General features: G+C 40.5%; 10 protein-coding genes and 1 pseudogene. 5 read left to right on the top strand and 6 right to left on the bottom strand.

What is annotated here, in order from left to right; translation table 11 throughout:
- Positions 1 to 17 precede the first annotated feature (17 nt).
- On the bottom strand, positions 18 to 935 hold the full coding sequence (locus tag EXS92_RS01850) for an O-acetylserine-dependent cystathionine beta-synthase (RefSeq protein WP_165515371.1): 918 nt from the start codon (positions 933 to 935) through the stop codon (positions 18 to 20).
- Between the two features lie 114 nt (positions 936 to 1,049).
- Between EXS92_RS01850 and EXS92_RS01845 the strand changes: the two are divergent.
- Positions 1,050 to 1,623 (top strand): annotated as a pseudogene (locus EXS92_RS01845) (hypothetical protein).
- 231 nt (positions 1,624 to 1,854) lie between these two features.
- Here the strand turns inward: EXS92_RS01845 and dnaK are convergent.
- Genes dnaK through EXS92_RS01830 form a run of 3 tightly spaced genes read right to left on the bottom strand, consistent with a single transcriptional unit; the run spans position 1,855 to position 5,150 of the window.
- Positions 1,855 to 3,717, bottom strand: a complete 1,863-nt coding sequence (gene dnaK / locus EXS92_RS01840) for a molecular chaperone DnaK (RefSeq protein ID WP_165515370.1) — start codon at positions 3,715 to 3,717, stop codon at positions 1,855 to 1,857.
- 30 nt (positions 3,718 to 3,747) lie between these two features.
- The gene (gene grpE / locus EXS92_RS01835) at positions 3,748 to 4,320 is read right to left on the bottom strand and encodes a nucleotide exchange factor GrpE (protein ID WP_165515369.1); all 573 of its coding nucleotides are present in this window, start codon (positions 4,318 to 4,320) and stop codon (positions 3,748 to 3,750) included.
- The gene (locus tag EXS92_RS01830) at positions 4,320 to 5,150 is read right to left on the bottom strand and encodes an HrcA family transcriptional regulator (RefSeq protein WP_165515368.1); all 831 of its coding nucleotides are present in this window, start codon (positions 5,148 to 5,150) and stop codon (positions 4,320 to 4,322) included. The genes grpE and EXS92_RS01830 overlap by 1 nt, the downstream gene beginning before the upstream one ends.
- A gap of 210 nt (positions 5,151 to 5,360) precedes the next feature.
- Between EXS92_RS01830 and EXS92_RS01825 the strand changes: the two genes are divergently transcribed.
- Positions 5,361 to 5,999: a class II aldolase and adducin N-terminal domain-containing protein gene (locus tag EXS92_RS01825; protein ID WP_165515367.1), complete on the top strand. Its 639-nt coding sequence runs from the start codon at positions 5,361 to 5,363 to the stop codon at positions 5,997 to 5,999.
- 20 nt (positions 6,000 to 6,019) lie between these two features.
- Positions 6,020 to 6,316: a hypothetical protein gene (locus EXS92_RS01820; protein WP_079340351.1), complete on the top strand. Its 297-nt coding sequence runs from the start codon at positions 6,020 to 6,022 to the stop codon at positions 6,314 to 6,316.
- A gap of 30 nt (positions 6,317 to 6,346) precedes the next feature.
- On the opposite strand, the gene EXS92_RS01815 is transcribed toward EXS92_RS01820, so the two are convergent.
- Positions 6,347 to 8,230, bottom strand: a complete 1,884-nt coding sequence (locus EXS92_RS01815) for a motility associated factor glycosyltransferase family protein (protein ID WP_165515366.1) — start codon at positions 8,228 to 8,230, stop codon at positions 6,347 to 6,349.
- A 60-nt stretch (positions 8,231 to 8,290) separates the two neighbouring features.
- Complete coding sequence (locus tag EXS92_RS01810; RefSeq protein ID WP_000010011.1) at positions 8,291 to 9,835, bottom strand: flagellin B; 1,545 nt, start codon at positions 9,833 to 9,835, stop codon at positions 8,291 to 8,293.
- 166 nt (positions 9,836 to 10,001) lie between these two features.
- On the opposite strand from EXS92_RS01810, the gene topA reads away from it, so the two are divergent.
- Positions 10,002 to 12,212, top strand: a complete 2,211-nt coding sequence (topA, locus tag EXS92_RS01805; protein WP_165515365.1) for a type I DNA topoisomerase — start codon at positions 10,002 to 10,004, stop codon at positions 12,210 to 12,212.
- Positions 12,205 to 13,131 carry a radical SAM protein gene (locus EXS92_RS01800; RefSeq protein WP_165515364.1) on the top strand — a complete coding sequence of 309 codons (927 nt, stop codon included), beginning with the start codon at positions 12,205 to 12,207 and terminating at the stop codon, positions 13,129 to 13,131. The genes topA and EXS92_RS01800 overlap by 8 nt, the downstream gene beginning before the upstream one ends.
- The last annotated feature ends 127 nt before the right edge of the window (positions 13,132 to 13,258 follow it).

Here is a 13,258-nt window from a genome sequence, read left to right as displayed (position 1 = left end):
TTTTCCTTTTGATGAATTCATGAATAAATACCTTTAGAAAGATAACGATCGGCCATGTCCGGGAAAATGGTTAAAACCTGGCTGCCTTCAGGGAGGCGTTGTGCTTCTTTTAAGGCTGCCGCAAAAGCGGCACCGCTAGAGCTCCCCACTAATAAGCCGTTTTTCTTGGCTAACTTCCTAGTATAGCTAAAACCCTCTTCATCTGAGATCGTTTCAAAACGATCAATATCCAAGTTTGCGAAAAAAGGAGGAATGAACTCCACGCCAATGCCCTCAATCTCATGAGGTCCAGGCTCTCCCCCATTCAAAATAGAACCCTCCGGCTCCACCCCAATCAAGCGAATATTAGGGATGCGTTCTTTCAAATACTTAGCCGTGCCAGCAAAAGTGCCTCCGCTCCCTATCCCGGCTACAAAGCTCGTAAAATTTGTGCCTAATTCTTGGACAATCTCAGGGGCTAGGGTGTGGTAGTAAGCGTTAGGATTGTCAGGGTTTTCAAATTGCAAGGGCAAATAGCTATCAGGGATGCTTTCGGCTAGCTCTTTACTTTTTTTAATGGCGCCAGAAATCCCCTCACTAGTAGGCGTGTTGATCACTAAAGCCCCCAAAGCCCTCATGATTTGTTGTTTTTCTGTGCTGAATTTTTCCGGGACAACAAAGATGGTTTTGAGATGGTGCTTGATTGCCACTAAGGCTAGAGCGATGCCGGTATTACCTGCAGTAGGCTCAATAATGGTCGTTGTGGAAGTGATTTTGTGCGTTCTAAACGCTTCTTTTATGAGGTATTGGCCTAAGCGGTCTTTAACGCTCCCTCCCGGGTTTAGATGCTCCAGTTTGGCGTAAATGGCGGAATTTAACGGAATGGGGTAATCCTTGTTAGTGAATTTAAAAACGGGAGTGCGGCCTATGGCGTCTTGCATTGTGGTGATAATCATCATTCCTCCTATAACAAACAATAAAATTCAATTTTGCGATTATGCCTAAACTCATTAAATGGAGTAAAATTAAGGGTAAAATGTTGGCTTATTAAGATGGATTGAGAAGTTGATATGAAAAAAATAGAATGGAATGAGGAGCAAAGAAAAGCGTTTCAGGACTTGTTAAGAGAATTTGTAGCGTCAATTGACGCTAAAATGCAAGAGGAAAAACAAACAGGCAGAACTCCAAAAATACCAAAGTATGGTTCATGCCAAAACGGGCTGAACAAGTTTTTAGCGCCATGGGGTTATGCGTGTAAAATCAGTCTTGGCTCTGGGAACTTATCCCATAAGCCATCCATCGCTTTTTGCCGTCAGGATATTTTAGGGGAAGGGTTTGTCAATGATAAGAAACCAACCCCAAAAAAAAGGTTTTTATATTTGGCTTGCTTACTATTGGCGCAACGATCCAAGAAAGTTTTATCTTTGCATAGGTCGATCCATAGAGGAGAATGGGGAAAAAGAGTGTCAAAAATGCCTAGCGTATGATAAGATCGTTATTGAAAACGCATGCTATCAAAAGCTCTATGACTATTTAGAAGCCGATCTTGAAAACATTACCAACGATTTTTTACGCTTTGCTAATGAATTTAATCAAATCCCCACTGCGTGTTTTGAATTAGAGCCATCTAGCGCAAGCCATTGAGAAACACCCTCATACCAAAAAGAACTCTCTCATAAGGGATTTTCCTAAAATCCACCAACGCTTTTTAAAATAAGTCTTGAAAAGCTATCGCTTGATTAAAACCAAGCTTTGATATTTGGATTAAAAACGCTATTTTTTAGATTTTGCAATCGGTATCCCATTGATGAAAATGAGGAAAGCAAGCGGGTTTTGATTAAAACCGCCCGCTTGAAAGAAATTTTAAAAGCGTTTTTATTCCACTTCCGCATCAATCACGTCATCGTCTTTTTTCTTGGGTTGCTCGGCGTTGTTTTTATTCGCCATGGCTTCGCCTAATTTTTGAGCCGCTTGCGCTAATGATTTGGTTTTGTCTTCAAGCTCCGCTTTAGTAGCGTTATCGTTTTTGATGCAATCTTTAAGGGCGTTAATGGCGTTTTGGATCTCGTTAGCGTCGTTTTCATTCAAATTTGCTTTATGCTCATCAAGGCTCTTTTGGGTTTGGTGCGCCAAACTATCGGCATGGTTTCTCGCTTCAATCACTTCTTTTTTCCTAGCGTCTTCTTCTTTGTGCAATTCAGCGTCTTTCACCATTTTTTCAATTTCGCTATCAGACAACCCACTAGAGCCAGAAATTTTAATCTCTTGGCTTTTGCCGGTATTTTTGTCTTGCGCTGACACGGTTAAAATCCCGTTAGCGTCAATATCAAAGGTTACTTCAATTTGCGGCATGCCTCTTGGAGCGGGAGCGATGCCTTGCAAATCAAATTTACCCAACGATTTATTATCCCTTGCCAAATCCCTTTCGCCTTGTAAAACCATGATAGACACGGCGGGCTGGTTGTCTTCAGCGGTTGAGAACACTTGAGATTTTTTCGCAGGAATAGTCGTGCCTCTATCAATCACTTTAGTCATCACGCCCCCTAAAGTTTCAATCCCAAGGCTTAAAGGCGTAACGTCTAATAAAAGCACATCTTTCACATCGCCTTTTAACACGCCCCCTTGAATGCTCGCTCCCACCGCTACGACCTCATCAGGATTGACGCTTTTATTCAACTCTTTGTTGATAAACCCTTTCACCCTTTCTTGGACTTTAGGGATACGAGTGGAGCCGCCCACCATCACCACTTCTGAAATCTCGTTTTTGGTTAGCCCCGCGTCTTTGATCACGCTTTCAATTTTAGAAATCGTTTCTTCCATGAGATCTTCTGTCAGGCTTTCAAATTTAGCCCTAGTGAGTTTTTTAACCAAGTGTTTAGGCCCGGTAGCGTCCGCTGTGATAAAGGGCAAATTGATTTCAGTCTCCATCGCAGAGCTCAGTTCTTTTTTAGCGTTTTCAGCCGCTTCTTTCAGGCGTTGCAACGCCATCACATCGTTTTTAATCTCAATGCCCGTTTCACTTTTAAACTCAGCCGCTAAGAAATCGATCACACGATTGTCAAAATCATCGCCCCCTAAAAACGCATCGCCCCCTGTGGCTAAAACTTCCACGACATTATCGCCTGTTTCTAACACGGTAACGTCAAAAGTCCCCCCACCCAAATCATAAACCATGATTTTTTCGCTCTCTTTTTTATCCAAGCCGTAAGCTAACGCTGCACTGGTAGGCTCATTGATGATCCTTAAAACATTAAGCCCTGCAATCGTGCCGGCTTCTTTAGTCGCTTTCCTTTGGCTGTCGTTAAAATAAGCAGGAACGGTGATCACCGCTTCCGTAACGCTCTCGCCTAAATAACTTTCAGCGTCTTCTTTGAGCTTCATTAAAATTTTGGCTGAAATTTCTTGAGGGGTATAAACTTTACCCGAAATCTCAATCGCACAAGCCCCATTCCTATCCACAATCTTATAAGGCAAGCGTTTTTCAGCTTCTTTAGCCTTATCTTCATTAAACATCAAGCCCATGATTCTTTTAATAGAATAAATGGTTTTTTCTGGGTTGGTTACCGCTTGTCTTTTGGCGCTCTCGCCCACTAAAATCTCGCCCTTATCCGTAAAAGCCACAATAGAAGGAGTGGTGTTTTTACCCTCTTTATTCGCAATAATCTTTGCTTCATTGCCTTCATAAACCGCCATTGCGGAGTTGGTTGTCCCTAAATCAATTCCAATAACTTTTCCCATGCGTTATCCTTTCTTATTAAAATAAATGTTTTAATCGTTTTTAGCAATGCTCACCATTGCCGGCCTCAAAACCCTACCCTTATACTTGTAACCCTGTTGCAAAACCTGCACGATTTTCCCGTTTTCTTTTTCTTCGCTTTTGACTTGCATGATCGCATTGTGGAAATTAGGATCAAATTCTTCTAAGCATTCAATCCCCTCAATGCCATGCCTTGCCAAAACTTCATGCAACTTTTCCATCGTAAGCTCCAAGCCCTTGGTTAAAGCGTTCTCTTTATCCACTTCTACAGCGCTTCTATGAGCCCCAAGAAGCGCATCAATCACTGGCAACAGATCCAATGCGATTTTTTCATACGCATACTCTAACGCCATGCTCTTGTCTCTTTCTAAGCGCTTTTTCACATTTTCAAAATCCGCATGCACTCTTAAATATTTTTCGTGCATTTCTTTATATTTAAGCTCAAAATCTTCCTTAATCTCGCCTTCTTTTTCGCTCGCTTCTTGCTTTTCTTCACCTTGTTGTTCTTTACAAGCGCAAGCGTTTTGATAAGACTCTGGCTCTTTTTGGCTTAAATCGTGTTCTTGGTTGTGTTCATCTTTCATTATTTCTCCTTAGAAATCGTTTGAAAAAACCCTTCATAATCGCATTCCAATTTCCCCACGCAAAGCAGTTGCATCCGCTCGTTTTGAAATTCTATAGGGCGTATTACCAGCATGCAATCAGGCTCTATAAAATGCAAACCCTTTTTGAAACGCTCTAAAACCTTACCCCCTAAAATGTCAAAAAATAAAGGGCTGTTTAAAAGCGTTTTTAACCCCATCAGATTAAAGCGTGTGATTTGCGTGTTGGAATACTCCAAACGCTCTAATTGCTTGGCCAAACTCAACGCATTGACAGAAGCAGCGATTAAGCGCACTTCTTTAACGCTTTTACCCACAAGTTCTAATAAAAACTTTTCCATTTTAACGCTGTAACCCAGCGCGCAAGAAAACGCCAAAAAATCCAAAATCAAAAAGCGTTTTTCGCACTCAATGACTCTTTCTAAACGCTCCAAACTGGGTTTTTTTAACAGCACAAAAAGCCCAAAATTTTCACTCGCGCTTTTTAAGCGTTTTTCATTCACCTTTAAAACTTCAAAGCGCAACGACTTGTGCCAATAGTTTTCAAACGCCTTAAAAGTGGGCAATCTAGCACCGCTAGAATGGGCTTGATAAAGCATGCCCTCTTTAGAAAGGATTTGAAAATAATTCCTGATCGTCGCACAAGATATTTTCAAGTTTGCCAACTCTTTCAAGCGTTTAGAGCTAATGGGTTCTAAAATCTGCAGATAGGTTTTAACAAACGCATCTAACAAACTCTCTTTTTTATTCAAATCAGAACCTACTTTAATTCTTCTTAACATCATTATTTGAAAAATCTCGTCAATCACCATTCTTGATGAAAGAACCCTCGCATTATAGCGCAAAAAGTTAATAATCTATCACTTGTTTTGAAAAAGTGATAAAAATTATCTGATTTTTCTTTAAACTTTAGTCTATATCACTAAATTTATTTACTAGCATTAAATTAGGATTTTTTATAGAGTTGATTTAATTTAGATCTGTTGGGCAACTAATACCTTTTATTAAAAAAACTTGTTATCATGCTAAACATGAACACACACACAAGAGGCATTGACAGCAATCTGATTCATTCGCTCCAAAGCATTTCATTATCCATGTTTAGAAAGGGTTTTTTTGGGCTTTATCAAGGCTCCATTTCGGCGCGCATTGGCACTAACCAGTTTGTGATCAATAAAAGAAACGCTGTTTTTGATCAATTGAATGAAAACACCTTACTGGTCTTGCATGACAAGATAGATTACCGTTGGAAAGAAGCGAGCTTGGATTCGCCCATTCATGCGAGCGTGTATAGGGAGTTTTTGGACGCTAAATTCATCGCTTACGCGCGCCCTCCTTATAGTTTGGCGTATTCCTTGCGCCATAACCGATTGCTCCCTAGGGATTATTTAGGGTATCGTTCTTTGGGCGAAGAAATCGCCATTTTTAACCCCAAAGACTATGACAGCTGGCAAGAAAGAGCGAATACAGAAATTTTACACCAATTACAAGAGAGCAAAAAATATTTTGTTTTCATTAAGGGGTGTGGGATTTTTGCCTACCACAGAGAGCTTTCTAAACTCATGGAAGTTTTTGATTTGATTGAAAACTCATGCAAGGTTTTACGATTGGGCGATTTAATGGATTATTGCTATAATGATGATCCACGATTGAGCGTGTAAAAAGCTAAAAAGGATAAAACATGACCATCAACACCCATTACACCCCTAATTTCACACAGCTCCAAACCTTGAACAATATCAATAATGACGCAACCATAAAGGATAGGAATCAAGCAGAGCAGGATTTACAACAAAGCAGTATTCAAGATGGTTTCAGCCAAGATAATGCACCAAACGCCCCTGATTTTGACCGGTTACAAGCTTTAAACGCTATCAATAACGACGGCGAGATTAAAGATAGATCCCAAGTTGAGAAAAACCTTGTTGATGGCGAAAATACCCCTGAAATTTATTCCAGCCTGGACACATACGCTTAAAGACGCACACGCTTTTAAAAAAGGGGGGTTTTACCATTCCTTCAAAGCCATTTTGATCGCTTCTATCACGCAATCCATCCCACCCGCTAAACTAAAAAGCCAGTATTTGTGCACGTAAATGTATTCTAATTGCTTAGCCCTTAATTCGTCTTCATTATTCGTTTTTTTACACACGATTTCAGCGATGTGCAATTCCTGGTGGAAGATGTAAGATTGTATCGCATCCATAAAATACGAATTGAATTGCTTGTCGTCAAAAAGTTCTTTAACGTTATCAATTTCAGCGCTCAAATTTTCTAATTCTTCAAAATCCAACTCTTCTAATTTTTTTTCTTCATGAAGCTTTTCCACTTCTTCTAAAAATTCTGCCACCTTTAGAAACGCTTCTTCAACTTGCGTTTTTTTCTCATTGGCGTATGCGATCATCTCTTCGCATTTTTGCCTAGCGATCTTTAAGTTTTTAGCCTGTTCTGATTGAGTGGGATAAACAAGATTGATAGGAGGCTTTGGCTTGGATTTGTCTATTTTTTCGCACACTTCTTTAAAGGGCATTTCTTTAGTCCCTTTAATCCTAGCCCCCCCTTCAGTAGCGTTAATGACTTCTAGTTTATAGGGAGTGTTAAAAATATCTTTTTCAAAAAATTCTAAGAAAAGTTTCCACACTAAAGTGGTCTCTACTTCCCCATTACCTCCGTATTTTTCTATAAAAATCTTGTCTTTATCTTTTTTAGGCTTGATCTCTCTATCGCCATAAATCGCCCCACTAGCGTGGCTGTTACCGCTTTGTGAAAAGCTCAAATCTTGTCCAATAAACACGCACCTTTTGAAACGAGAATGCACCACTAATTCATACGCCATGTTCGCTGCGCTCATGCCTATGCCCACATAACCATACTGGTGCAAATCAAAAAGGTTGGTATAGCCAAAGGGGCGGAAACTGAATTGCTTAACCCCCTTTTTAATCGCTTGAATCAATCGTTTATGCACAATAGAAGTCAGAGCAAAAATAACGCCTTCTTGAAAATCTAAGGGGGTTTCTTCATAGAATTTCGCCGTTAAATCCACCCTTTCTAAAGACAACACAATATCAGGCTTGATACCGGCTCTGGCTAAAATAGGGAAAGAAGCGTCTATGCAAAAAAGCGTCGCATAAGGAGCGATTTCTTTTAAAAGGGGGAGTTGCTTGTTCAAACTGGGCCCAGTTGAAACAATAATAGCGGTGTCTCTGTTTTTTAAAGCGCTCACAAAATCCACTAAACTAGGGCTTTTGATGACTTCAGGCAAATTAGCGGCATGCTGTTTGATGCCTATGAGCGCGTCTTTAGCGTCATTGCCCACGCTAATAGCGCCATGTTCTAAAGCGTGCGTGAAATGCTGGTTGATTTCTATCATTTGATGAGAGTATCGTTCATAATAAGCGTTAAAAAGTTTTAAATCATACATTCTTGCGTATAAACGAGACTTTTTATCCATATCAAACAATGAAGCGATCATGTTGTAATTGCAAAAACTTGCATGCAATAAAATCAAACGATTTTCTAAAATCTCAGTGGAAAAATCCAAGAGATTCAGCACAATGAAAATAATTTCTATTTCAGGCTCAATGACCACCAAGCGTTTTAAATTGCCATTGCCTAAAAGCAAGCGATAAAACACCCCATTACCCAAGCCAAAATAATACAAATAAGGATAAAGCATGTAAATTTCGCTATTTTTGTATAGCTCTAAGCTTGAATCTAGCGGGCTTTTTTCAAATAAGGGCGTGTTTGTTTCTTTATCTAATAGGTTGAAATTCGCGCTATCATTCCCTAAAAACACTTCGTATTTTTTGTTTTCTTTAACGGCTTTGAGCTTTGCGAATAAAAGAGGGTCTTTTTTGAAAAGAGCTTGTAAGTTTTTTTGATAAATATCCATCATTTTAACTTATAAAAATAACTGATAAAAAGGGCTAACGCCCCTTTGAATCAAGGGCTGTTATTGTAAAAGCCTTAAGACATTCTGTTGCACCGCATTCGCTTGCGCCATAGCAAAACTCCCGCTTTGCGCCAAAATATTGTATTTAGAAAAATTCGCGCTCTCTTCAGCAAAATCCACATCTCTGATTTGAGATTCAGCCGCTTTAACATTCACTTGGGTTACAGAAATATTATTAATGGTGGTAACCAATTCCATTTGCACCGAACCCATATCAGATCGGATCTTGTCTAATTGCGTGCGCGCAGAATCCGCCATATCCATCACAATCATCGCCCCTTTAAGGCTTGTTACCCCAGCCCCTATACCTTGAGAATTGGTCTCCGCTTGCGCGCCATTAGCGTTCGCTCCGGCTGCTGAAGCCACATTCGCATCAAAAATACCCCTAACCGCTCTCAAATTCACGGTGTATTCTGCCACCCCTTGAGCGGAATGAAAGCCCACATGGCTAAAATTCACACCGCTCACAATGATGTCTCTAGCGTCGGTTCTGGTCAAGGTTAAGCGCCCAATAACCGCATGCTGTGTCCCAGAAATCCCTGCAAAATTCCCTCCCCCAAAAACCTGACCGCTCGCGCTCGCTGCATGCACAGAAATCGCGCGCCCGTCAATGGAGTGCAAATTAATGCGCCCTTGAATATCCAAGCTCGCTTCCACGCCTGTCCTGTCTTTGACGGAGTTGATCGCGTTAGTCAACCTCCCGTCAGCGTCGTTTTTATGCACATCATTCACGGTTCCAATTTCTACGCCATTAATGGTAAGCTCTCTCACGGTTCCTGATTGCACGGGAGTGCCGCCGGTAGCCATGACATTATAAGAAGCCCTAACGCCTAAAGTGTTAGAAAAACGATTGATGATTTCGCTTAACGCTCCAATCCCAGTGCCAGCGCTTGTAGAAATGCGCACGGTTTCAATCTTATAATCATTCACGCCATTGACTTGTTTGAAATTCAAACCCACTTCAGTCAAGTTTTGCGCCGCCGCGCTAGCGAGCATGCCTGCACCGCTAAAAGAAGAGGTTTCCATGCGCACATGCCCGATCTTATCTGAACTCGTTGAGCCAATAGACGCCTTAACCGTGGTGTTAGAATACGCGCCAATTTGAAATTCTTTGTTAGAAAAACTTCCTGAAAGCATTTGTTGGCCGTTAAAGCTTGTGGTGTTAGCGATATTGTCTAGTTCTTCTAACAACCTTTGAATATCGCTTTGGAGCGCTCTTCGGCTTTCTAAAGTTTGCCCGTCTTGAGCGGCTTGAACGGCTTTGGTTTTAATGGTGTCTAAGATTTTGATTTGCTCATCCATCGCTTTATCTGCGGTTTGAACCATACCAATAGCGTCATTAGCGTTGCGAATCGCCTGGCCTAAATTCGCGCTTTGACTCCTTAAGCTATCAGCGATCGCCATCCCACTAGAATCGTCAGCGGCTTTATTGATCCTAAGCCCTGAGCTTAACTTTTCAAGCGAGCTTGAAAGGTCTCTGTTGTTTTGAACCCCCACCGCATGAGAAGTTAAAGCGGCGATATTGGTATTTATCCTAAAACTCATGTTTGCATCCTTTGCATAGATATTTGCTGTTAGTCAAGCAAAGGGTGTTCCAACTCTTTGATTTTTAGCGCCGTTATAGAATTTTATGGTTTGATGAATCGTTTAGTCAAAATTCTATGCTACAATCATTCATTAATAGGTATAAACATTCCATTAAAGGCGTTCAATGAAGCACCTTATTATCGTAGAATCCCCCGCAAAAGCCAAAACCATTAAAAATTTTTTGGATAAAAATTATGAAGTTGTTGCCTCTAAAGGGCATGTTAGGGATTTATCCAAATTCGCTTTAGGCATTAAGATTGATGAAACAGGCTTCACTCCTAATTATGTCGTGGATAAAGATCATAAAGAGCTTGTCAAACAGATCATAGAGCTTTCTAAAAAGGCATCTACCACCTACATCGCTACCGATGAAGACAGAGAAGGGGAGGCGATAGGCTATCATGTGGCATGTTTGATTGGGGGGAAATTAGAGAGCTATCCTAGGATTGTTTTTCATGAGATCACGCAAAATGCGATTTTAAACGCTCTAAAAACCCCACGACAAATTGACATGTCAAAGGTCAATGCCCAACAAGCCAGACGCTTTTTGGATCGGATCGTGGGTTTTAAGCTCAGCTCGTTGATTTCATCAAAAATCACTAAAGGTTTGAGCGCTGGGCGGGTGCAAAGCGCGGCTTTAAAGCTTGTGATTGATAGGGAGAGAGAGATTAAAGCCTTTAAGCCTTTAACCTACTTCACGCTAGACGCTTATTTTGAGCCGCATTTAGAAGCGCAACTCATTAGCTATAAGGGCAACAAACTCAAAGCCCAAGAGCTTATTGATGGAAAAAAAGCTCAAGAGATTAAAAACGAATTAGAAAAAGAAAGCTATATTATTTCTAGTATCGTTAAAAAATCTAAAAAATCCCCCACACCGCCCCCCTTCATGACTTCCACTTTACAGCAAAGCGCTTCCAGTCTTTTAGGCTTTTCGCCCACAAAAACCATGAGTATCGCTCAAAAATTATATGAAGGCGTAGCCACCCCACAAGGCGTTATGGGAGTGATCACTTACATGAGGACCGATAGCTTGAATATCGCTAAAGAGGCTTTAGAAGAAGCGAGAGCTAAGATTTTAAAAGACTATGGCAAAGACTACTTACCCCCTAAAGCCAAAGTCTATTCCAGCAAGAATAAAAACGCCCAAGAAGCCCATGAAGCGATCAGGCCCACTTCTATTATTTTAGAGCCAAACGCTTTAAAAGACTACCTTAAGCCTGAAGAATTAAAGCTCTATACTTTAATTTACAAACGCTTTTTAGCTTCTCAAATGCAAGACGCTCTTTTTGAAAGCCAAAGCGTGGTTGTGGCTTGCGAAAAAGGCGAGTTTAAAGCGAGTGGCAGAAAACTCCTTTTTGATGGCTATTATAAAATTTTAGGCAATGACGATAAGGACAAATTGCTCCCTAATTTGAAAGAAAATGATCCCATTAAATTAGAAAAACTAGAGAGCAACGCCCATATTACAGAGCCTCCAGCGCGCTATTCAGAAGCGAGTTTGATTAAAGTTTTAGAAAGTTTAGGCATAGGCAGGCCCAGCACCTACGCCCCAACGATTTCCCTTTTACAAAACAGAGACTACATCAAGGTAGAAAAAAAGCAAATCAGCGCTTTAGAGAGTGCGTTTAAGGTGATAGAAATTTTAGAAAAGCATTTTGAAGAAATCGTGGATTCCAAATTCAGCGCTTCTTTAGAAGAAGAACTGGACAATATCGCTCAAAATAAAGCCGACTACCAGCAAGTCTTAAAGGACTTTTACTACCCTTTTATGGATAAAATTGAAGCCGGGAAAAAGAATATCATCTCTCAAAAAGTGCATGAAAAAACCGGCCAATCATGCCCTAAATGCGGGGGGGAATTAGTCAAAAAGAATAGCCGTTATGGGGAGTTTATCGCTTGTAATAATTACCCTAAATGCAAATATGTCAAACAGACTGAAACCGCTCACGATGGAGCCACACAAGAATTGTGCGAAAAATGCGGAGGGGAAATGGTGCAAAAATTCAGCAGAAACGGGGCGTTTTTAGCTTGCAACAACTACCCTGAATGCAAAAACACCAAATCGTTAAAAAACACCCCTAACGCAAAAGAAACAATAGAAGGCGTGAAATGCCCAGAATGCGGAGGGGATATTGCCTTAAAAAGGAGTAGGAAAGGCTCGTTTTATGGCTGTAACAACTACCCTAAATGCAATTTTTTATCCAACCATAAGCCCATCAACAAGCGTTGCGAAAAATGCCATTATTTGATGAGTGAAAGAATGTATCGCAAAAAAAAGGCACATGAATGCATCAAATGCAAAGAACGCGTGTTTTTAGAGGAAGATAATGGCTAAAGAAAATCCGCCTGTCGTTTTTGGGCCTGTTTTATCCAGGCGTTTTGGGAAGTCTTTGGGCGTGGATCTATCGCCCTCTAAAAAACAATGCAATTACAATTGCATTTATTGCGAGTTGGGTAAAGCCAAGCCCATTGAGTACATGGGAGAAGTGATCAAAGTGGAAACCTTGATTAACGCCATTCAAAACGCCCTAAACAACCTTGCTACCCCCATTGATGTTTTAACCATTACCGCTAATGGCGAACCCACGCTATACCCTCATTTATTAGAGCTTATCCAAAGCATCAAGCCTTTTTTAAAGGGCGTTAAAACCTTGATTTTAAGCAACGGCTCACTCTTTTATGAGCCAAAAGTCCAGCAAGCCTTAAAGGAATTTGACATCGTTAAATTTTCTTTAGACGCTATTGATTTGAAAGCCTTTGAAAGAGTGGATAAGCCTTATTCTAAAGACATTAACAAGATTTTAGAGGGGATTTTGCGCTTTTCTCAAATCTATCAGGGGCAACTGGTGGCTGAAGTGCTGTTAATTAAGGGCGTGAATGATAGCGCGAATAATTTAAAACTCATCGCCGCCTTTTTAAAAAAAATCAATACCGCCAGAGTGGATTTAAGCACCATAGACAGGCCCTCAAGCTTTAAAGCCCCTAAATTAAGCGAAGATGAATTGTTGGAACGCTCTTTGTTTTTTGAAGGGCTTTGCGTGAGTTTGCCTAAACGATCCATTACTCAAGCTAAAAAATTGATTTCTTGCGGTATAGACGAATTGCTCGCTTTAATTTCCAGGCGCCCTTTAAGCGCAGAAGAAGCCCCCCTAATCTTAGAGCCTAGCGCTTTTAAACATTTAGAAACTTTATTAAACCATAAGCAAATCACGATTAAAAAAGTCGGCTCTTTGGAGTTTTATTGCGCGTTTTAACCTCCATTGGTAACCCATAGTTTTACCTTACTTTAGGGATAGCTTAAGCTTTTAAAAAGGTTCTCTTTTATTACCAAATAACGCCACAATACCATAAAAAATCAAAAGCCGACAGATCATTAAAAAC

Origin of the sequence: Helicobacter pylori, from assembly GCF_011175115.1 — a bacterium.
In the GTDB taxonomy this organism is placed as follows: domain Bacteria; phylum Campylobacterota; class Campylobacteria; order Campylobacterales; family Helicobacteraceae; genus Helicobacter; species Helicobacter pylori_DF.
The sequence above is the reverse complement of the archived record's forward strand: the minus strand, read 5'-3'. Positions and strand labels throughout refer to the sequence as shown.